General features: G+C 67.5%; 18 protein-coding genes. 8 read left to right on the forward strand and 10 right to left on the reverse strand.

Going from position 1 to position 19,569, the window contains the following annotated elements:
- Positions 1-9: 9 nt before the first annotated feature.
- The 7 genes from C4N9_RS08835 to C4N9_RS08865 form a co-directional block, all read right to left on the reverse strand.
- On the reverse strand, positions 10-1,707 hold the full coding sequence (locus tag C4N9_RS08835) for an FAD-dependent oxidoreductase (RefSeq protein WP_109532968.1): 1,698 nt from the start codon (positions 1,705-1,707) through the stop codon (positions 10-12).
- Between the two features lie 3 nt (positions 1,708-1,710).
- Complete coding sequence (locus C4N9_RS08840; RefSeq protein WP_109533275.1) at positions 1,711-2,484, reverse strand: SDR family NAD(P)-dependent oxidoreductase; 774 nt, start codon at positions 2,482-2,484, stop codon at positions 1,711-1,713.
- Between the two features lies 1 nt (position 2,485).
- Positions 2,486-3,229, reverse strand: a complete 744-nt coding sequence (locus C4N9_RS08845) for an SDR family NAD(P)-dependent oxidoreductase (protein WP_109532969.1) — start codon at positions 3,227-3,229, stop codon at positions 2,486-2,488.
- A gap of 69 nt (positions 3,230-3,298) precedes the next feature.
- Entirely contained in the window at positions 3,299-4,429 is a 1,131-nt protein-coding gene (locus C4N9_RS08850) for a C4-dicarboxylate TRAP transporter substrate-binding protein (protein WP_109532970.1), read from the reverse strand.
- A gap of 46 nt (positions 4,430-4,475) precedes the next feature.
- Positions 4,476-5,786: a TRAP transporter large permease gene (locus C4N9_RS08855; protein WP_109532971.1), complete on the reverse strand. Its 1,311-nt coding sequence runs from the start codon at positions 5,784-5,786 to the stop codon at positions 4,476-4,478.
- Positions 5,786-6,316 carry a TRAP transporter small permease subunit gene (locus C4N9_RS08860; protein ID WP_168192178.1) on the reverse strand — a complete coding sequence of 177 codons (531 nt, stop codon included), beginning with the start codon at positions 6,314-6,316 and terminating at the stop codon, positions 5,786-5,788. Before C4N9_RS08860 ends, C4N9_RS08855 begins: the two co-directional genes overlap by 1 nt.
- A 10-nt stretch (positions 6,317-6,326) precedes the next feature.
- Positions 6,327-7,115: an SDR family NAD(P)-dependent oxidoreductase gene (locus C4N9_RS08865; RefSeq protein WP_109532973.1), complete on the reverse strand. Its 789-nt coding sequence runs from the start codon at positions 7,113-7,115 to the stop codon at positions 6,327-6,329.
- A 116-nt stretch (positions 7,116-7,231) separates the two neighbouring features.
- Here C4N9_RS08865 and C4N9_RS08870 point away from each other — a divergent pair, with 116 nt between their 5' ends.
- The 3 genes from C4N9_RS08870 to C4N9_RS08880 all read left to right on the forward strand — a co-directional run bounded on the left by C4N9_RS08870 (position 7,232) and on the right by C4N9_RS08880 (position 9,068).
- On the forward strand, positions 7,232-7,945 hold the full coding sequence (locus C4N9_RS08870) for a GntR family transcriptional regulator (RefSeq protein WP_109532974.1): 714 nt from the start codon (positions 7,232-7,234) through the stop codon (positions 7,943-7,945).
- The gene (locus C4N9_RS08875; protein WP_109532975.1) at positions 7,942-8,547 is read left to right on the forward strand and encodes a glutathione S-transferase family protein; all 606 of its coding nucleotides are present in this window, start codon (positions 7,942-7,944) and stop codon (positions 8,545-8,547) included. Before C4N9_RS08870 ends, C4N9_RS08875 begins: the two co-directional genes overlap by 4 nt.
- 107 nt (positions 8,548-8,654) lie before the next feature.
- On the forward strand, positions 8,655-9,068 hold the full coding sequence (locus tag C4N9_RS08880) for an ASCH domain-containing protein (protein WP_109532976.1): 414 nt from the start codon (positions 8,655-8,657) through the stop codon (positions 9,066-9,068).
- Positions 9,069-9,081: 13 nt separating this feature from the next.
- On the opposite strand, the gene C4N9_RS08885 is transcribed toward C4N9_RS08880, so the two are convergent.
- Positions 9,082-9,972: a LysR family transcriptional regulator gene (locus C4N9_RS08885; RefSeq protein WP_109532977.1), complete on the reverse strand. Its 891-nt coding sequence runs from the start codon at positions 9,970-9,972 to the stop codon at positions 9,082-9,084.
- A gap of 109 nt (positions 9,973-10,081) precedes the next feature.
- Here C4N9_RS08885 and C4N9_RS08890 point away from each other — a divergent pair, with 109 nt between their 5' ends.
- A complete protein-coding gene (locus C4N9_RS08890; RefSeq protein ID WP_109532978.1) occupies positions 10,082-11,632 on the forward strand; it encodes a proton-conducting transporter transmembrane domain-containing protein in 1,551 nt (516 codons plus the stop codon).
- Between the two features lie 14 nt (positions 11,633-11,646).
- Positions 11,647-14,079: a YbcC family protein gene (locus C4N9_RS08895; protein ID WP_109532979.1), complete on the forward strand. Its 2,433-nt coding sequence runs from the start codon at positions 11,647-11,649 to the stop codon at positions 14,077-14,079.
- 154 nt (positions 14,080-14,233) lie between these two features.
- On the opposite strand, the gene C4N9_RS08900 is transcribed toward C4N9_RS08895, so the two are convergent.
- Both C4N9_RS08900 and C4N9_RS08905 read right to left on the reverse strand, forming a co-directional pair.
- Positions 14,234-14,842, reverse strand: coding sequence for a glutathione S-transferase family protein (locus C4N9_RS08900; RefSeq protein ID WP_245902498.1), 609 nt, complete (start codon positions 14,840-14,842; stop codon positions 14,234-14,236).
- Between the two features lie 183 nt (positions 14,843-15,025).
- The gene (locus C4N9_RS08905) at positions 15,026-15,478 is read right to left on the reverse strand and encodes a MarR family winged helix-turn-helix transcriptional regulator (protein WP_109532981.1); all 453 of its coding nucleotides are present in this window, start codon (positions 15,476-15,478) and stop codon (positions 15,026-15,028) included.
- A gap of 233 nt (positions 15,479-15,711) precedes the next feature.
- On the opposite strand from C4N9_RS08905, the gene C4N9_RS08910 reads away from it, so the two are divergent.
- From C4N9_RS08910 to C4N9_RS08920, 3 genes are read left to right on the forward strand one after another with little or no spacing between them, the layout of a single operon-like run.
- Positions 15,712-18,009, forward strand: coding sequence for a bifunctional salicylyl-CoA 5-hydroxylase/oxidoreductase (locus C4N9_RS08910; RefSeq protein WP_109532982.1), 2,298 nt, complete (start codon positions 15,712-15,714; stop codon positions 18,007-18,009).
- Positions 18,006-18,740, forward strand: coding sequence for an SDR family NAD(P)-dependent oxidoreductase (locus C4N9_RS08915; RefSeq protein ID WP_109532983.1), 735 nt, complete (start codon positions 18,006-18,008; stop codon positions 18,738-18,740). The genes C4N9_RS08910 and C4N9_RS08915 overlap by 4 nt, the downstream gene beginning before the upstream one ends.
- A gap of 11 nt (positions 18,741-18,751) precedes the next feature.
- Positions 18,752-19,543, forward strand: coding sequence for an enoyl-CoA hydratase family protein (locus tag C4N9_RS08920; protein ID WP_245902499.1), 792 nt, complete (start codon positions 18,752-18,754; stop codon positions 19,541-19,543).
- The last annotated feature ends 26 nt before the right edge of the window (positions 19,544-19,569 follow it).

Below are 19,569 nucleotides of genomic sequence, written 5' to 3' on the forward strand. Positions count from 1 at the left end.
CTTTCGGTCTCAGCCCGTCGGCAGGGGCTTGCCCGCGGCCGTATGGGCGGCGATGAAGCCGAAGGTCAGCGCCGGGCCCAGCGTGATCCCCGCGCCGGGATAGGTGCCGCCCATGATCGAATTGGCATCGTTGCCGCAGGCAAAGAGGCCCGGGACCGGCTGGCCCTCGGGCGTGACCACCCGCGCCTCGGGGTCGATGGGCAGCCCGACCGAGGCGCCGATATCGCCGGGATAAAGCCGGATCGCGTAGAACGGTCCCCGCGCCAGCGGCCCCAGGCAGGGATTGGCCCCGCCCAGCTCGGGATCGCCCAGATAGCGGTTATAGGCCGTGCTGCCCTTGCCGTGATCGGGATCCTCGCCTTTCTGCGCGAAGCCCGTGACACGGGCGGCGGTTTCGGCCAAGGCCTGAGCGGGAACGTCGATCTGCGCGGCCAGATCCGCCAGCGTCCGCCCGCGCTTCAGATAGCCCGAGCGCAGATGCCCGCCCATCGGCGCGGGGAAGGGGCGCACCGCGCCCAGCCCGTAGCGCCGGATCGTCGCGTGATCGGCCAGCAGCCAGACCGACCCTTCGGGCGCGCGTCCGGGCCCGTTGCCCAGCATGGCGCGGACGAAATCGTGATAGCTTGCGGCCTCGTTCACGAAGCGCTGCCCGGTGCCATCGACGGCATAGACGCCCGGTTTCGCACGGTCGAGGAACAGGTGCGGGAAGGGCCGGACCGAGCCATCGGCCTGCGGGATGAGCGAGACGGGCGCGTAGAAAAGCGGCGCGGCGTTGCCCTCGGCCACGCGAACCCCCAGCGGTGCGGCCAGCGCGATGCTGTCGCCGGTCGAGCCTTCGGGCGACATCGAGTAATGCTGCGCATGCGGATGCAGAACATCATCCAGCACCTTGGCCCGCGCCGCCCCGCCGCCCGCCAGCACGACGCCCAGCCGTGCCGTGACCCGCTGGTCGCCGTCGGGCGTGTCCAGCAGCAGGCCGGTCACGCGGCCCTCTTCGGTCAGCAATTCCTTGGCCGCGCTGCGTGTCTGCAGGTCGATCCCGGCTTCGAACACCGAATGCGCCAGCCGCCCGGCCATGGCCGAGCCCAGCACCAGCCGCGTCGCGCGCCCGCGTGTCAGCTTGTCCTTGGCGTGCCGCGCAAGGATACCCGCCGCGTGCAGCGCCGAGGCCGGTTTGCGCAGCATCGAGAACATGTGCGGGATGTCCTTGCGCCCCACCATCATGCCGCCGAACACGGTGAATTCCCGGATCGGCGGGCGGATCAGCGCCAGTTTCTCGCCCATCACCCGCGCATCGAAATCGAGCGGGTCCAGCACCCGGTGCCCCAGCGCGCCGCCGGGCTGGTCGGGATGGTAATCCGGCGCGACGGGGCGCATCGAGAATTTCAGATGCGTTTTGTCTTCCATGAAGCGGACCATCTTCGGCCCGGCATCGAGAAAGCTCTCCCACAAATCGGGGCGGCCGTGATTGCCGACCTCGGCCTGCAGATAGGTCATGGCGTTGCTCCTGGGCTCGGCCGCCCCCGCCTCAAGCTGATGGGGGTTGTTGGGGATCCATGTCGCGCCGCCCGAATAGGCGGTCGAGCCGCCGATATACTCGGTCTTCTCGACGATCAGGACGCTCAGGCCCAGATGATGCGCCGTCAGCGCAGCGGCCATCCCCGCCGCGCCCGATCCGACGACGACCAGATCGTAACTGTCCTGCATCGCTCAGTCCTCGTCGGGGCGCGGGTATCGGCCCAGGGTCCAGCCGCCATCGATGCGCAGCGTCTCGCCGGTGATGAAGCTGGCCTCGTCGGAAATGAGGAAGATCGCGCCGTTGGCGATATCCTCGGGCTTGCCGACGCGGCGCAGCGGGCTCTGGTCGATATAGATATGGCGCCGCCACGCCTCGGTGCGGATGCGCTCGGCGGTCAGCGCGGTCTCGATCAGGCCCGGCGCCACGGCGACGACGCGGATGCCCTCGACGCCGTAATCGGTGGCCATCTGCCGCGTGAGCCCCGCGACCGCGGCTTTCGAGGTCGAATAGGCCGCCGATCCGGTGGCGCCGATGAAGGAATAGATCGAGGCGGTGTTCAGGATCACCCCGGCCTTGCCCTTCCAGTCGTTCACCGCCGCGCGCGACAGGCGGAACAGGCCGGTGACATTGACGTCGAGATAGCGGTTCAGCGTCTCGTCATCGGTGTCGCCCGCCATGCCGCCGCCACCGATGCCCGCATTGTTGCACAACACGTTCCACTGCCATCCCAGCGCGGACAGCTTCGTGCGGATCGCGTCGGGCAGGCCCTTGTCGGTGACATTGCCCACCAGCGTCTCGAACCGGCCCGGCCCCGAGACACGGGCGGCGGTCTCGGCCAGCCCGGCTTCGGACAGATCGACCCCCAGAACCTGCGCGCCCTCGCGCACGAAGCCTTCGGCCATGCCTTGCCCGATGCCGCTGCCGGCGCCGGTCAGGACGATGCATTTGTTGGACAATCTGGCCATGTCAGGCGCCTCCCAGCGTGCCGACCGACGCGCCGCCATCGACGATCAGCGTCTGGCCGGTGATGAACCCGGTGCGGCGGTCGGCAAGAAAGCCCACCACGGCGGCGATGTCTTCGGGACGGCCCAGCCGCCCGATGGGCTGGCGCGCGGCAAGGGCCGCGCGGGCCTCGTCGTCCCAGGCGTCGAGGATCGCGGTTTCGATCACGCCCGGCGCGATGGCGTTGACGAGGATGCGCTTGGGGGCCAGATCCAGCGCCATGGCGCGGGTCAGGCCCACCACGGCGGCTTTCGACGCGGCGTAATGGGCGATGGATTTCGCCCCCAGCCACGAGCGCGACGCGATGTTGATGATGCGTCCGTCTTCCGGCATCCGGCGCGAGGCGGCCTGCGACAGGGTGAAGACGGGGATGTAATTGACCTCGGTCATGCGGCGCAGATCGGCGGCCGTCAGGGCGTCGAACTCGATCACGTCGAAGATGCCGGCATTGTTGACCAGCACGTCGAGCCGGGGCAGGGCGTCGATTTCCGCCTTCACCGCGTCCTCGTCGCGCAGGTCGATGCCGGCGGCGGTGACGTTCAGGCCGCGTTCGGCCAGTGTGGCGGCGGCGGCGGCGACGCGCTCGGCGGACAGATCCAGCATGCGGACGGCGAACCCGTCCTCGGCCAGCCTTGTAGCGGAGGCGAGGCCGATGCCCCCCGCCGCACCGGTGACGACGGCAACCGGCAGATCCTGTTCAGAGGTCATGGAAAGCTCCTTGGGCCTTGCAAAGGCCGGGTCGTCCGGGGGCGGGTCGTCCCGCCCCCGGGATCGGGGTTACTCGAGACCCCAGGTGTTGACGTCGATGGGGCCGTACAGGTTTTCCTGCAGCAGGGCCGTCAGATCCTCGACCGTGTAGGGCTGCTCCAGCCCGTCCAGCAGGCCGACCCACTTGTCGACATAGCCCTGGAAGCTGTCGAACAGCGCCTGCGGATCCTCGATCCCGTGGGCCGAGGCGGCGATGCCCGCCATGTCGCCCACGCCGTCCGCGACCCAGGCGTCATAGGCTTCCTGCAGCGAGGCGTCCGGCTCGACGATCGGGATGCCGCGCTCGGCCGCCGCGTCGCGCGCTTCGCTCGCTTCGCGGGCATAGGCCACCTGCAGACGCGCCAGCGATTCCGCCGAGACGTCGAACACGGTGCGGCGCTGTTCGGGCGTCAGACCGGCCCAGAAATCGGGGTTATAGGCCCAGGTCACACCGGCATAGAACGGGCTCATGGCCAGCGTGGTCACGCCGCCCGCCACTTCCATCAGCGTCGCGCCGCCGGTCAGGTGCGAGGTGTCCGACGCCGTGCAATCGACCGAGCCGCGCTCGAAGGCGGTGTAGATCTCGTTCGAGGGGACGTTGACGCCGACGACGCCGATCGCCTGACCGAACCGCGCCCAGCCGCCGCCCGGCATCCGCACGCGCTTGCCTTCGAAATCGGCCAGCGTGCTCAGCGGCTCGCGGCAGATGAAGTTGTATTCCGGCACCGCGTAGCCGCCGCCGAACAGCACGCCGTTATCGCGCCAGTCGTTGAAGCCCGCAGGCTCGTTCATCATGAAATCGCTCCACGCGAAGGCCATGACGAAGGGGTCGGGCGTGATGAAGCCCATATCGGCCACGGCGTTCGACACCGGCAGGTCCGACGGCGTGTAGGTCGCGGTGTGGAAACCCGCCTGCGCCAGACCGTCGGCCACGCCCTGCATGGTCGATTGCGCGGGGATCAGCGCGCCGCCGACGATCACTTCGAAGGCGACCTCGCCATCGGTGGCCTCGGCCAGATCCTCGGCCCATTGCATATGGGCCTCGCGGGTGATGACGTGGTTGGGTTCCAGCCACGACGAGAACAGGTATTGCGCTTCGGCGGCGGTGCCGATGGTCAGCGCGGTGGTGCCCGCAAGGGCCATGGTAAAGAGTGCTTTCATGTCCGTTTCCTCCCTGGACGATGAGTTGCGTGGTGAAAGGGTGAAATCAGTTGGCCATCAGGCCGGGCAGCCACAGGACCAGCGCCGGGAACGCGACCAGCAGCGCCAGCGTGACCACGTCCATGGCCAGGAACCACAGCGCGCCGCGGAAGACGGTGGTCAGCGGGACCGCGCCCTTGAGCGCCGAGTTGATGACATAGACGTTGAGCCCCACGGGCGGTGTGATCAGGCCGATTTCCAAGAGCTTGATGATGATGATGCCGAACCAGATCATGTTGACATCGGCCCCGCCCAGAAGCGGGATCAGCACCGGCAGGGTCAGCAGCATCAGGCCGATCGAGTCGATGAACATGCCCATCAGGATATAGACCACGGCGATCATCAGGATCAGGATCAAGGGGTTGGTGCTGACCCCCAGCATCGTATCGGCGATCACGCGGGGCAGGCCGGTCAGGCCCATGAAGCTGGTGAACATGCTCGCGCCCATGGCGATCACGAAGACGATGCTGGTGCCGCTGGCCGCCTCGCGCAGGGCGGTGCGCATGATGGCAAAGGTCAGGCTGCCGCGCGCCAGCGCGATCACCACGGCCAGACCCGCACCCACGGCGCCCGCCTCGGTCGGGGTCATGATGCCCGTCATGATCCCGCCCAGCACGCCGAGGATCAGCAGCGGCAGCGGCCAGACCTCGCGCAGGGCCGCGGACAGCTCGCCCGGCGCCGGGGTTTCGGTCATCGGCGGCGCAAGCTTGGGGTTCAGCTTGGCGCGGATGACGATCATCGCCATGTAGACCAGCGCCGACAGCACGCCGGGGATGAACCCCGCCATGAACAGCGCGCCGATCGACGTCTGGGTGAAGATGCCGAACAGGATCATCAGGATCGAAGGCGGGATCAGCGAGCCCAGCGTACCCGAGGCCGCGACCGAGCCGGTGGCCAGCGCCTTGTCATAGCCCGCGCGCACCATTTCCGGCACGGCGATGCGCGACATCGCGGCGGCGGTCGCCACCGAGGACCCGGACGCGGCGGCAAACAGCGCCGAGGCACCGACCGTCGAACAGGCCAGCCCGCCGGGCAGCTTGCGAAGCAGGATGCGCATCGCCTTGAACAGCCCGTTGGTCAGGCCTGCATTCGACGCCACGAAGCCCATCAGCAGGAACATCGGCACCGCCGAGAAGGACCAGTTGGCGATGAACTGGAACGGCACGGCCCGCACGAGGCCCCAGGCAGCGGTGAGATTGGTCGCAGCCCAGATGCCGCAGAACGAGACGATTACCAGCACAAGCCCGATGGGCACACGCAGCGCGATCAGCGCCAGCACGGCGGCAAGCCCGGTGAAACCGATTTCAAGGCGATCCATCAGACCGTTCCTTCGTCAGGGGAGGGGGGCGCGATCAGCTCGGCGCGCGCGTCGCGGCTGACCGCCAGCCGGGCGAGGTGCCACAGGCAGACCAGCCCGGCCAGCGCGAAGCTGATCGGCAGGATGAAGCGGCTGGGCCAGATGACCACGGTGACCGGGCCCATCACGACCTCGCCGCGATCGAACGAGCGCAGCGCGTCCAGCCATGTGATCCGCGCAAGCCCGGCATAGGCCGCGACGCACAGAAGCAGCACCAGCGCGATGCACAGAACCTGCACCGGGCGCGGGAACATATTGAAGAACAGCTCGACCGAGACCGCCGAGCGCGTCATCTCGACCAGCGCCAGCGGCAGGAAGACCGCCCAGACCATGTAGTAGTAGGACACGACTTCCAGCGTGCCCTGGATGGGCCGGTTGAAAACGTATTTCATGCCGACATCGGCGCAGACATGCAGCATCATGACCAGAAGCAGGATGGCCGAGATGTCGAGCAGCCGGTTCGCCAGCCAGGTGATCGGGGTGCGTCCCATCACGTCCTCCTCATTGCATCCTGTAGCCGCCATTGATGTCGAGCATTCCGCCGGTCATGTAGCCGCCGCCCTCGCTCATCAGGTAGGAAATCGCTGCCGCCACGTCCTCGGGCGTGCCGATGCGGCCCAGCGGGATTGCCTCGGCCGCGGCCTTTTCCTGTCCGGGCGCCAGCGACAGGCGCAGCATCGGCGCGTCGATCAGGCCTGGCGCCACGCCGTTGACCGTCACGCCCAGCGGCGCGGCTTCGCGCGCGGCGGCCTTGGTCAGGGCCATGACGGCGCCTTTGGATGCAATATAGCTGGCCGAGGACCGGTAGCCGCCCAGCTGTGCCGCCACCGATCCGAATGTCACAATGCGGCCTCGCGTGGGCCGGGCCTGGTCCTGCCACTGGCGCAGATAGGCACGGATGCACAGGAAAGTGCCGCGCGCATTCACCGCCAGATGGTCGTCGAAATCGCCGACCTCCATCTCGGCAAGCGGGGTGCGCGCGCCGCCTTCGCCCAGCCGCAGAATGCCCGCCGCCGTGACCAGCCCGTCAGCCTGTCCGTAATCCATTGAAATCATGTCGAAAAGTTGCGCGACCGAGGTCTCCGACGCGACATCGCATGCCAACCCGCGATGTCCGTCGCCCGGCAGCTCTGCCGCCAGGGCCTGCGCTTTCGCGGCGTCCAGATCGGTGACGATCAGCCGCCATCCGTCCTGCGCCAGCCGTTCGGCCACGCCGCGGCCGATCCCGCCGCATGCTCCGGTCACCACCGCCGCAAGCGCATGCGGCGACGTTTGATTCGTCGATTCCATGGGGTGTCCCCTCCCGATTTGCATCCAATTCACGCAATCAAAGGGGTGTTGTCAACGTATGTTTTGACGATTAGAACAAGATTGTATCCAAGTTAAGGGGCGAAGCGGGGGAGCGCGTGGCGACGACATCAACCCAGAGCACAGCCGAGATCCTGCGCGAACGGATCCTCGAAGGCTCGTTTCCGCCGGGGACGATCCTGCGTCAGGACGCGCTGGCGCAGCTTCTCGGTGTCTCGCGCACCCCGCTGCGCACGGCGCTGGCGGAACTGGCGCGCGACGGGCTTGTGACCTACGAGGCCAATCGCGGCTATACCGTGCGCGGCTTCGACGTGAACGACATCCGCGCCGCGTTCGAAGTCCGCGCCAATCTCGAAGGGCTGGCCTGCCGTCTGGCCGCGCCGCGCATCACCGGCGAACAGCTCGACCGGCTGCAACGCTGCGTGACCGAGGGCGACGTGATCCTGTCAAAGGGGGTTTTGGATCCAGACGACCTTGCCCCCTATCGCCGGCTCAATGTCGAGTTTCACGAGACCATCATCGCCGCCAGCGCCAATCCGTGGATCGCCGATTTCGTCGGTCGCACGCATAACGTGCCGCTGGCCTCGGACCGGGTGTTCCACTGGGAGGATCACGCGATCATCTTCCGCTCGCATAACGACCATCACCGCATCCTGAAGGCGCTGCGCGACGGGCAGGCGATGCGGGCCGAGGCGCTGATGTGGGAACATGTCACCAATGCCGGCGACGTGCTGGTCGAACATGTCGCGCCCAAGATCACCGACCGGCAGGCGCCGGTCACGTTTCACTCCAAAGATACGGGAAATCCATGAAAATTTTCTTCTCGCCCGCCTCGCCCTATGTCCGCAAGACGCTGGCCTCGGCGCATCTGCTGGGGCTTTTCGACACGATCGAGCTGTTGCCCTCGGCCGCCAGCCCGGTCGCGCGCGACATGACCATCGCGCCGACCAACCCGCTGGGCAAGGTGCCGACCGCCTATCTGGACGACGGCACCGCGCTGATCGACAGCCGGACGATCTGCGAATACCTGCACGAGCAGGCGCCCGAAAAGGGGCTGTTCCCGGCAGGAAAGGCCCGCTGGGAGGCGCTGCGCCTGCACGCGATCGCCGACGGGCTGCTCGATGCCGCGCTGCTGGCCCGCTACGAGGTGGCGATGCGCCCCGAGAACCTGCGCTGGAACGACTGGCTTGCGGGTCAGATGGGCAAGATCGATGCTGCTGTCGCGGCGCTTGAAGCGTCGGTCGATCAGCTTCAGGGCCGCGAGGATATCGGCTCGATCACGGCGGGCTGTGCGCTGGGCTATCTGGATTTCCGCTTCCCCGATCACGACTGGCGCAGCGCCGCGCCGAATCTGGCGCAATGGTGGGAAGCCTTCGCGCAGACCCCGCCGATGGCCCAGACCGTTCCGCATTAAGGGAAAGGGCAGGGCGGCGGGGCAGATCCCGCCGCCCGCTCTGGCCTTTCGCCCCGGCCATCGTGTAGGGAGATCCCGGCACAATCGCGGCGCGAAAGGGACAGGCGATGACCGTGACAGTCGAAGCGCTCAAACAGCGCTACCCGGACGCGGAAGGGTTCAAGTTCGGCGACAGCGCCGAAACCTCGGCCTGGCTGATCGCGCTGGTCCGTTCGGGAAAGAAGGTCGCAACCTGCGGCGCATTGCGCGACTTCCAGAACGGAGAGCCGATGCCCGTCATTGGCCGCCGCGACATCGCGCTGAACTGGGACGATACGCCCGCGCTGGTGATCGAGACCGTCGAGCTGGTCCAATGCCGCTTCGACGAGATCACCGAGGCGATGGCGCTGGCCGAGGGCGAGGATGACAGCCTGCAGGGCTGGCGCGACGGCCACGGCGCCTATTTCGAACGCAATGGCGGCTTTTCCCCGGACATGCAGATCGTCTGGGAACGTTTCATCCTGATCGAGGATCTGGCCTGAATTCCATGCTGGCTCAGCCCAGGAAGGCCGGGCCCGCATTGCGCTCCAGCAATTCCTGCACCACCGGATTGGGAAAGCGCCGCCGCAAGGTGATGGCGTAAAAGGTCTCGCGGATCCGGGGATGCGCGCTGGCCTCTTTCAGCCGCCCCGAGCTCAGCTCGTCCGTCACCACGATGGGCGCGACCAGCGCCAGCCCGATATCCTCGCGTGCCAGAAGCCGCATCATCGCCATGTCGTCCACCTCGGCGGCGATCTGCGGGCGCACCGAAAGCCGGCTTGCCAGCGCATCGAAGGCCGCGCGCACGCTGTTCTCGGTGGTGGGCAGGATGAAGGGCTCTTCGCGCAGCAGCAGCCGCAGCGGCCGGTCAGAGGCCAGCCGCTCGGGCGTGCCGACGATGCTGACCGCCTGTTCCCCGATCTGATGCGTCTCGTAAGGTGTCAGCGCATCGTCGGGCGGCGGGCGGTTCATCAGCACCAGATCCAGATTGAGCGTGCCCAGCCCCTCCAGCAATTCCGCCGGGCTGCCCGAGCGCAGGATCACCTCGACATCCGGGCGCGACAGGATCGGCCGCAAAAAGCCGATCTGGAAGTTGCGCGACAGCGTCGCCAGCGCCCCCACCCGCAACGCCTTGCGGTCAGCGACCGTCCCGCTCAGCGTCGCCACAAGCTCTTGTCCCGTCGAGAAAATCGCATCCGCATGGTCGAGAGCGATGCGCCCGGCTTCGGTCAGGTGCAATTGCCGCCCGCGCCGCTCGAACAGCGCATGGCCCAGCCGGTCCTCCAGTTGCTTGATCTGCACCGACAGCGCCGATTGCGACAGATTCAGCCGCTGTGCCGTGCGCGTCAGGTTGCCGTCATGCGCGACGGCCCAGAAATAGCGCAAGTGATGATAGTTCAGCGGCATATCGTTCGTATTATTAGAACTATAAGCCAAGAACAATGAATTTTTCATACGGGCCAGAGCGACCTAAGTGAGGGGGCATCACCCGGCCGTCCCCTTACAGGAACCGATCATGCCCCATCTCCTTGTGCCCTTTCTCAGCCCGCTGATCTTGCTGCTGGCGGCCCTGATTGCCGCGCGCCATCCCGGCCAGCGACCCGGTCGCATCCCCCTGCTGGCCGAAATCGCCGCGTTCGCGGCGTTTCTCGGCGCTGTGGCCTCGGCGGCTTTGCTGGTGGTCCATGGTCCCGGCACCTCCGCGCTGATCGGGGCGTTCGGGATCGGGCTTTCGGTGCGACTCGATGCGGTCAGCGCGGTAATGCTGGTTCTGGTCAGCTTCATCGGCTGGATCGTGCTGCGCTACGCCCGGACCTACATGGACGGCGAGGAGCGGCAGGGCGCCTTCACCGGCTGGATGGCGGCAACGCTGGCCGCCGTGCTGGTGCTGGTCATGTCAGGGAACCTCGTGCAGCTTTTCCTTGCCTGGACGCTGACCAGCCTGTCGCTGAACCGCCTGTTGCTGTTCTATCCCGGCCGGGCCACGGCGCGGCGCGCCGCGCGCAAGAAGGCGTTTGTCGCCCGCGCCAGCGAAGCTGCGCTGGCCCTGGCGCTGATCCTGCTGGCCGTGGCCACCGGGACCAGCGACATCGAGACCATCCTCGCCACCGCTCAGCCCGGCGCGATGATTGCCGTCGCGGCGCTCTTGATCGCCGTCGCGGCGGTGCTGGCCTCGGCGCAGTTCCCGGCGCATGGCTGGCTGACCGAGGTGATGGAAGCCCCCACGCCGGTCTCGGCGCTGCTGCATGCGGGCGTCATCAATGCCGGTGGCTTCCTGCTGATCCGTTTTGCCGACGTGATGCTGCTGGCCCCGGGCGTGATGGCGCTTCTGGTCATGCTGGGGGGCTTCACGGCCCTGTTCGGCGGGCTGGTGATGCTGACGCAGCCGGCGGTCAAGACCTCGCTGGCGTGGTCGACCATCGCGCAGATGGCCTTCATGATCATGCAATGCGGGCTGGCGCTGTTCCCGCTGGCGCTGCTGCATATCGTGGCGCATTCTCTCTACAAGGCGCATGCCTTCCTCGGGTCGGGCGAGGCCGTGCGCAACGTCGCCGCGATCCGCCGCCCCGGCCCGGTCGCCGTCCCCAGTCTGCGCAACGTGCTTCAGGCCTTTGCAATCGCCATCGTGATCTATGCCGCCGTGGGTGCCGTGCTGGGCTTTGACGACAAATCCGTGCAGGCCATCGTGCTGGGCGTGATCCTGATCTTCGGCGTGGCCTATCTGCTGGCGCAGGGCTTTGCCGATACCGCGCCGCGCGCGCTAATGCGGCGCATGGTGGTCTACGCGCTGGTGACGTCGGTCAGCTATTTCGCGCTGCAGGTCGTGGCTTTGTCGCTGACCGCCGGAAGCCTGCCCGCGACGCCTGCGCCCGGCCCGCTGGAATGGGCGCTGATGGTGCTGGCGCTGGCCAGTTTCGGCCTCGTCGCCGTCGCGCAATCGACCTTCCCGCTCTGGGCCGCGCATCCGGCCGCCGCCGGGCTGCGCGTCCATCTCAGCAATGGTCTCTATGCCAACGCGATCTTCGACAAGCTTCTGGACGGATGGTCCAGCCGCAAAGCCGCCTGAAAGGAGCCGATCCCATGTTTGCAACTCTCGAAACCTATTCCGGCGCGCTTCTGGAACTCGTCGGCGTCGCCAATTCGGCGGCCAAGGCGATCCCGCCGCTCTTCCCGCTTTCGGCCAGCGTCGCGGTTAACCCGTTCCTGGGCCAAGGCGACGAGCCCTTGTCGCTGACCGCCGCGCGACTGGCGCGGGTCGGTGGCACCCGCGTGACGCCCCGGCGCTCGTACTGGGCGGCGAAGATCGCGGCGGGCGAGATGACCGAGGCCGATATCGCCGCCGCGCTGGCCGCGATAAAGGGCGATGCGCCCGATCTGGCCGAGATCCGCGTCGCGCTGGGCCACGACACGCCCGACCCCGTGGCGCTGCCCACCGTGGCCGAGCTGGCCGCCGAGGTGTCGGGCATCGACTGGCCCGCGCTGATCGAGGACCGGATCGGCGCCTGGGCGGCGGGCCATTTCGACGAAGGTCAGGCGCTCTGGCAGCAGGCCCGCACCGGCGGCGCCTTCAGCGCGTGGCGAGATTTCGCGTCGCGCGACCTGACGCCCGAGATCCTGGGCCTGAACGGTTTCTGCGCCTTCGTGGCCGAGACCAACCGCGCCCATTGGCGCGCCATCGGCCGGGCCTCGGAGCGGCTGGGCGTCGGCCCCGTCGCCGCGCCGACCGCTTTTCATCGCTGGCTGATGACACTGGGCGGCTGGGCGCAATACGCGCGCTACCTGCTGTGGCAGGCCGAGCTGAACGGCGAGCGCGACAGCACCGTGACCGAGCTTCTGGCGATCCGCATGGTCTTTGACGAAGCCCTGTTCGAGCGCTACGGGGACAGCATCGCCGCGCGCTGGGCCGAGACCGTCGCCGCGCATGAGGCCCCGCTGGCCCCGACGCGTGACCAGATCATCGACACCGTCCTGCAAGAGGCCGCCGAGCGCGCGCAACAGCGGGCGCTGGCCGGGATCCTGCCCACCGGCACCCCGCCGCAGCGGCAGGGCCGTCCCGACCTGCAGGCCGCGTTCTGCATCGATGTGCGCTCGGAAGTCTTCCGCCGCGCGCTGGAGGCGCAGGGCGAGGGCATCGAAACCCTCGGTTTCGCGGGCTTCTTCGGTCTTGCCAGCGCCCACCGCGCCGCCGGTTCGGACCTGACCGAGCGGCGCGGCCCCGTTCTGCTGCAACCTGGCGTCACCTCGCGGGCCGCCGAGCCGCAGGGCGCCGACCTGTCGCGGCGCTACACCGCCCGCGCCCGGCGCGCCTGGGGCCGCTTCAAGCTGGCCGCCGTGTCGTCCTTCGCCTTTGTCGAGGCCACGGGCCCGCTTTATGCCGGCAAGCTCGTGCGCGACGCGCTGGGCTTCGGCGGCCACGCTGCCACCGACCCGGCCCCCGCGCTCGACCCCGCGCTGGACCTGACGACGCGCATCGCCATGGCGAAAACCGTGCTTTCGGCCATGTCCCTGACCCGCAACTTCGCCCCGATCGTGCTGATCGCGGGTCACGGTGCCGATGTCACCAACAACCCGCATGAAAGCGCCCTTCATTGCGGCGCCTGCGGCGGTTTTGCGGGCGATGTGAATGCGCGGCTTCTGGCGGGCCTGCTCAATGATCCCGAGATCCGCGCGGGTCTGCGCGACGACGGGATCGAGATCCCCGCCGATACCGTCTTCCTGCCCGCGCTTCACCACACCACCACCGATGCCGTCACGCTTTTCGAACAGGACCTGCCCGCCACGTCCACAGCCCGCGACCTGTCGCGCCTGAAGGGCTGGCTCAGCGCAGCCGGCCATCTTGCGCGGGCCGAGCGTGCGCGCAGGCTGCCGCGCGCCGCCAATCCCGCCGCGCTTGCCGCGCGCGCCCGCGACTGGGCCGAAACCCGGCCCGAATGGGGCCTTGCCGGGTGCCGTGCCTTCATCGCCGCCCCGCGCCACCGCACCGGCGGGGCTGATCTGTCGGGGCAGGCGTTTCTGCACGATTACGACTGGCACCGGGACCGCGATTTCGGCGTGCTCGAGCTTATCCTGACCGCGCCCGTCGTCGTGGCCAGCTGGATCAGCCTGCAATATTACGGCTCGACCGTGGCGCCGGGCCTGTTCGGCGGCGGCAACAAGCTTCTGCACAACGTGGTCGGCGGGATCGGCGTGCTCGAGGGCAATAACGGCGCCCCGCGTCCCGGTCTGCCATGGCAATCGGTGCATGACGGGACGGGGTTCCAGCACGAGCCGCTGCGGCTCTCGGTGATCGTCGAGGCCCCGCGCGAGGCGATGTCCGACATCCTTGCGCGTCATCCCGGCGTGAAGGCGCTTTTCGACAACGGCTGGCTGCACCTCATCGCCATGGACCAGGCCGGCCGTCTGGCCTGGCGCTACACGGGCGATCTGCACTGGAGCGCCTTCGCAGGCGGGGTCAAGGCCACCGCGGACGAGGCCGGCACCGTCCCAAGTCCGGGCACCCTCGCGGCGGAATAGGGGCCGCCGGCCTGCCATCCGGCCCGCCCCGCGACGCGTGGGGCGGGTTCGGAGGGGGAAGGATTATCCTTGCGGTCCGGGCGTTTGCCCGCGAGCCAGGCACCGCGCGCGATGCCCGGTTCACAGGAACTGTTACCCGCGTGGCAGGTCAGGTTCAGGCCCTGCGTCGCGCGTCGTCCGCCGCTTGGAAATGGGCCATCTGCGCAGCATGGGCCCTCTGGAATGCCGGACGGCCCGTCACGCGCCGGACATACGCCTCGGATGCGGGGCGATCCCCGAAGGCGCGCACCTTCTTCACCCGCAGCACGTCGGCCAACAGCAGGTCGGCGACGGTGAACCGATCCGACACCAACCATTCCCGTCCCTCGAGAACCCTCTCGATATGAGCGAGGCGGCTTTCCAGCCAACCGGTGAGCCCGTTTTCCGCCGCGCCGGAGACTTCCAGGAACCACCAGGGCACCGACACCATCTCGACGGAATTCAGCGCGGCGATCGTCCATTGAAGAGTTTCCGCTTCTCCCACGGGATCACGAGGCATCAAGGCCTCGCTCTTGCGGGCGATGTGGATCAGGCACGCCCCGCTTTCGAAGATCTCGACCGCGCCGTCCTTGAGGAAGGGCACCTGGCCGAAGGGCTGGCGCAGGAAATGTTCGGGGGATTTTTCCGCAAGCGGGACGGTGCCGACGTCGTAATCGATGCCGGCTTCTTCGCAGGCCCATCTGAGCCGCAAGTCCCGGACGAAGCCGGCGGGACCATCGGGCATCGGAACCCAGTCCAGGGTCCATATTGTAAGCTTGTTTGCCATTTTTTCCCTGACGCATCCGGCGCTCTGCGCATGATCTCAATCCCATGCCTAGCAGATGTGGGCGCAAAGCGCAGCCTCGGCGAGTCGGGGGACGATGGCGGCTTTCGCGCGGCTAGACGCCCTGCCGTCTGCGCCGGAAGATCACTCCGGCTCGGCCACAGCCTTCTGAAGGATCGCGCGAAGCTGGTCGAGATCCTCGGCATCGAGCCGGTGAAACAGCGTGTTCACCTCGTTCTCATGGGCCGCCGCCATCGACTCGAACTGCCGGATCCCCGCCTCGGTCAGCGTCGCCTGTACCGTTCGGCGGTCCTTCTCGACCGGTGTGCGCAGCACCAGCCCCTCGCGTTCCAGCCGGTCCACCACCGCCGTCGCGTTTCCGTTCGAGACCAGCAGCGCGCGGCTGAGTTCCGACATCGTCAGCCCCTCGCGCCGTCGCCACAGGGCCGCCATCACGTCGAAGCGGGGCAGGGTCGTCGCATGGTTGACGCGCAGGAATTCGCGCAGGTGGTTTTCGGATTGCCGCGTTACATTGAGCAGCCGCAACCACGCCTTCAGCCGACGCTTGCTGAGCGGATCCCTGAGCGTCTGTGTCATCCTGCGGCTCCGGTTTGGGGCTGTCGCGGGCGCGCAACGGCCGGGGAATGTTTCAAGCCTGAAAGGTCAACCTTAGGGCAAAGCCGCCCGCGCCAGAAGCAGAAAAGCGGGCGGGGCCCTCATAATTTCAAGTTTAAAACTTTAATGTTGAAATGTTACCGGATTGGTGCTTTCCTGAGTCCCGACGCGCCGGCTGCGACCGGCGCCTGCCTGCGCACAGCAAGGGATGGATCATGCGTATTGCCTGTCTTGGCGGCGGACCTGCCGGCCTTTATTTCGCCATCTCGATGAAGCTTCGCGACCCCGCGCACGAGGTCGTGGTGATCGAGCGCAATCGCGCCAACGACACGTTCGGCTGGGGCGTCGTCCTGTCGGACGACGCGCTTTCGAACCTCGCGCGGAACGACCCGCCGAGCGCCGAGGCGATCCGCTCGCATTTCGCCTATTGGGACGATATCGCCGTCGTCCATGATGGTGTGCGCACCGTCTCGGGCGGGCATGGTTTCGCCGGGATCGGCCGCAAGCAGATGCTGATCCTGCTGCAGCAGCGCGCCCGCGAGTTGGGCGTCGAGCTGCGCTTCGAGACCGAGTTCAAGACCGCCGGCGAATACCTCAAGGAATATGACCTGGTGGTGGGCGCCGACGGCATCAATTCGCGCGTCCGCGAGGAATTTGCCGAGGTCTTCAAACCCGATGTCGAGATGCGCGCCTGCAAGTTCATCTGGCTGGGCACGCATCAGAAATTCGACGACGCCTTCACCTTCATCTTCGAGAAGACCGAGCACGGCTGGATCTGGGCGCATGTCTACCAGTTCGACGCCGATACCGCGACCTTCATCGTCGAATGCGCGCAGGACACCTGGGATAAATTCGGCTTCGAAGGCATGACGAAGGAAGAGATCGTCGAGAAATGCCGCGAGGTCTTCGCGTCGCATCTGGGCGGTCACGAGCTGATGTCGAACGCGGCCCATCTGCGCGGCTCGGCGGTGTGGATGAACTTCCCGCGCGTCCTGTGCGAGAAATGGTATCACGAGAATGTCGTGCTTCTGGGCGATTCCTCGGCCACCGCGCATTTCTCGATCGGCTCGGGCTCGCGTCTGGCGTTCGACAGCGCCATCGCCTTGGCCGATTATTTGCATTCCGAACCGACCATGGAAGCCGCGTTCGAGCGCTATCAGGCCGAGCGTCGTCTGGAAGTGCTGCGGCTGCAATCCGCCGCGCGCAACTCGCTGGAATGGTTCGAGGAAGTCGAGCGCTATCTCGATCTCGACCCGGTGCAGTTCAATTATTCGCTGCTGACCCGCTCGCAGCGCATCAGCCATGAAAACCTACGCCTGCGCGATCCCGAATGGCTGGAGAGTGCCGAGCGCTGGTTCCAGAATACCGCCGGCGCTGCGCCGGACGCCCCCCTGCGCGCGCCGATGTTCGCGCCGTTCAAGCTGCGCGACATGGCGCTCAAGAACCGCATCGTCGTGTCGCCCATGGCGCAATACAAGGCCGTCGACGGCTGCCCGACCGACTGGCACCTGATCCATTACGGCGAGCGCGCCAAGGGCGGCGCGGGGCTGGTTTATACGGAAATGACCTGCGTCTCGCCCGAGGGCCGGATCACGCCGGGTTGCCCCGGTCTCTATACCCCCGAACACGAGGCCGCGTGGACGCGCCTGACGGCGTTCGTCCATGCCGAGACCGACGCGAAGATCTGCTGCCAGATCGGTCATTCGGGGCGCAAGGGGTCCACGAATATCGGCTGGGAGGGCATGGACCTGCCGCTGAAGGACGGGAACTGGGACCTGGTCTCAGCCTCGGCGCTACCATGGTCCAAGCGCAACGCCATGCCGCGCGAGATCACGCGCGCCGAAATGGACCAGATCAAGGCCGAATTCGTGGCCTCGACCGAAATGGCCGTCCGCGCGGGCTTCGACATGATCGAGCTGCACGCGGCGCATGGCTATCTGGTGTCGTCGTTCATCTCGCCCACCTCGAACCAGCGCAAGGACGAATACGGCGGCTCGCTGGAAAACCGGATGCGCTGGCCGCTGGAAGTCTTCGCCGCGATGCGCGCCGTGGTGCCCGAGGGCACGCCGATGTCGGTGCGGATCTCGGCCAATGACTGGGTCGGCGATGCGGGCGTCACGCCCGAGGAAGCGGTGCAGATCGCCAAGCTCTTCACCGAGGCGGGCGCCGATCTGATCGACGTCTCGGCGGGACAGACCTCGGTCGAGGCACGGCCGGTCTATGGCCGGATGTTCCAGACCCCGTTCTCGGACCGGATCCGCAACGAGGCGGGCATCCGCACCATGGCGGTAGGCAATATCTCGGAAGCCGACCATGCGAACTCGATCCTGATGGCCGGGCGCGCGGATCTGGTGGCGGTGGGCCGCCCGCATCTGTCCGATCCCTACTGGACCCTGCACGAGGCCACCCGGATCGGCGACCGCGCCGCGCCGGACTGGCCGCTGCCTTACATGGCCGGGCGCGATCAGTCATGGCGTCTGGCCGACCGCGAAGCCGAGGCGATCCGCGCATGACCGGGCCGCGCATGAGGCGGGTCCTGGTCACCGGGGGCGGATCGGGCATCGGCCGCGCCATCGCCCGCGCCTTCGCCGAAGCGGGCGATGCGGTGACGATCTGCGGGCGCCGGATGGACGCGCTGGAAGAGACCGCGCAGGGCTACACGATGACCCTGCGACAGGCCGATGTGACTAACGAGGCGCAGGTCGCCGCGTTGTTCGATCAGCCCTATGACGTGGTCGTCGCCAATGCCGGGGGCGGCCCCGCCGCCAAGTTGCGCAACACCACGCTTGAGCAATGGAATGACACGCTGGCGGTGACGCTGACCGGCACCTTCCTGACCTTTCGCGCCGCGCTGGACGGGATGGGGCAGGGCGGGCGGCTGATCGCCATCGCCTCGACCGCCAGCCTCAAGGGGGGTGCCACGATCGCCGCCTATGCCTCGGCCAAGCACGGCGTTCTGGGGCTGGTTCGGTCGGTCGCGCAGGAAGTGGCGAAACAGGGCATCACCTGCAACGCGATCTGCCCGGGTTTCGTCGACACGCCGCTGGCGCAGGGCGCCATCGAGGGGCTGATGGAGAAAAAGGGCCTCGACCGGGCGAAAGCCGAGGCGATGGTCGCCAGCGGCAACCCGGTCGGCGGGCTGATCCGCCCCGACGAGGTGGCCAGCGCCGCCCTCTACCTCGCTTCGCCCGGGGCGCGCATGATCAACGGCCATGCGCTGAGCCTTTCGGGCGGCGAAATATGACAGGAGACACCATGCCGCAGCACTTTCTTCTGAGCACCGAGAACGGCATCGCGACCGTCTCGCTGGACCGGCCCGACCGCAAGAACCCGCTGACCTTCGACAGCTATGCGGAACTGCGCGACTGGTTCCGGGGGCTGGTCTATGACGACAGCATCAAGGCGGTGATCTTCGCGCCCAATGGCGGGAATTTCAGTTCGGGCGGCGATGTGCATGACATCATCGGCCCCCTGACGCGGATGAACATGAAGGAACTTCTGACCTTCACCCGCATGACCGGGGACCTGGTGAAAGCCATGATCGGCTGCGGCAAGCCGATCATCGCGGCGGTGGACGGGGTCTGCGCGGGCGCGGGCGCGATCATCGCCATGGCCTCGGACCTGCGGGTCGCGACGCCGGGCGCAAAGACCGCCTTCCTGTTCAACCGTGTGGGCCTTGCGGGCTGCGACATGGGCGCCTGCGCGATCCTGCCGCGCATCATCGGGCAGGGCCGGGCCGCGGAACTCCTGTATCTGGGCCGCTCGATGTCGGCGGAAGAGGGGCTCAACTGGGGCTTCTTCAACCGCGTCGTGGAACCCGATCAGCTGATGGCCACGGCGGGCGACTTCGCCGCACGCATCGCCGAGGGACCGAATTTCGCCAACATGATGACCAAGACCATGCTGGCGCAGGAATGGTCGATGGGGCTGGAACAGGCCATCGAGGCCGAGGCGCAGGCGCAGGCGATCTGCATGCAGGGCCAGGATTTCACGCGCGCCTACGAGGCTTTCGTGAAGAAGGAAAAGCCGGTTTTCCAAGGGGATTGACCGGCGGGGCCAAGCCGGGGGCTGCC

This window comes from Pararhodobacter marinus (assembly GCF_003122215.1).
Taxonomy (GTDB): domain Bacteria; phylum Pseudomonadota; class Alphaproteobacteria; order Rhodobacterales; family Rhodobacteraceae; genus Pararhodobacter; species Pararhodobacter marinus.

What these genes read in the sequence shown, in the direction of transcription:
- C4N9_RS08835 (WP_109532968.1), bottom strand. Translation starts at nt 1,707, where the DNA reads ATGCAGGACAGTTACGATCTGGTCGTCGTCGGATCGGGCGCGGCGGGG.
- C4N9_RS08840 (WP_109533275.1), bottom strand. Translation starts at nt 2,484, where the DNA reads ATGGCCAGATTGTCCAACAAATGCATCGTCCTGACCGGCGCCGGCAGC.
- C4N9_RS08845 (WP_109532969.1), bottom strand. Translation starts at nt 3,229, where the DNA reads ATGACCTCTGAACAGGATCTGCCGGTTGCCGTCGTCACCGGTGCGGCG.
- C4N9_RS08850 (WP_109532970.1), bottom strand. Translation starts at nt 4,429, where the DNA reads ATGAAAGCACTCTTTACCATGGCCCTTGCGGGCACCACCGCGCTGACC.
- C4N9_RS08855 (WP_109532971.1), bottom strand. Translation starts at nt 5,786, where the DNA reads ATGGATCGCCTTGAAATCGGTTTCACCGGGCTTGCCGCCGTGCTGGCG.
- C4N9_RS08860 (WP_168192178.1), bottom strand. Translation starts at nt 6,316, where the DNA reads ATGGGACGCACCCCGATCACCTGGCTGGCGAACCGGCTGCTCGACATC.
- C4N9_RS08865 (WP_109532973.1), bottom strand. Translation starts at nt 7,115, where the DNA reads ATGGAATCGACGAATCAAACGTCGCCGCATGCGCTTGCGGCGGTGGTG.
- C4N9_RS08875 (WP_109532975.1), top strand. Translation starts at nt 7,942, where the DNA reads ATGAAAATTTTCTTCTCGCCCGCCTCGCCCTATGTCCGCAAGACGCTG.
- C4N9_RS08880 (WP_109532976.1), top strand. Translation starts at nt 8,655, where the DNA reads ATGACCGTGACAGTCGAAGCGCTCAAACAGCGCTACCCGGACGCGGAA.
- C4N9_RS08885 (WP_109532977.1), bottom strand. Translation starts at nt 9,972, where the DNA reads ATGCCGCTGAACTATCATCACTTGCGCTATTTCTGGGCCGTCGCGCAT.
- C4N9_RS08890 (WP_109532978.1), top strand. Translation starts at nt 10,082, where the DNA reads ATGCCCCATCTCCTTGTGCCCTTTCTCAGCCCGCTGATCTTGCTGCTG.
- C4N9_RS08895 (WP_109532979.1), top strand. Translation starts at nt 11,647, where the DNA reads ATGTTTGCAACTCTCGAAACCTATTCCGGCGCGCTTCTGGAACTCGTC.
- C4N9_RS08900 (WP_245902498.1), bottom strand. Translation starts at nt 14,842, where the DNA reads ATGCCCGATGGTCCCGCCGGCTTCGTCCGGGACTTGCGGCTCAGATGG.
- C4N9_RS08905 (WP_109532981.1), bottom strand. Translation starts at nt 15,478, where the DNA reads ATGACACAGACGCTCAGGGATCCGCTCAGCAAGCGTCGGCTGAAGGCG.
- C4N9_RS08910 (WP_109532982.1), top strand. Translation starts at nt 15,712, where the DNA reads ATGCGTATTGCCTGTCTTGGCGGCGGACCTGCCGGCCTTTATTTCGCC.
- C4N9_RS08915 (WP_109532983.1), top strand. Translation starts at nt 18,006, where the DNA reads ATGACCGGGCCGCGCATGAGGCGGGTCCTGGTCACCGGGGGCGGATCG.
- C4N9_RS08920 (WP_245902499.1), top strand. Translation starts at nt 18,752, where the DNA reads ATGCCGCAGCACTTTCTTCTGAGCACCGAGAACGGCATCGCGACCGTC.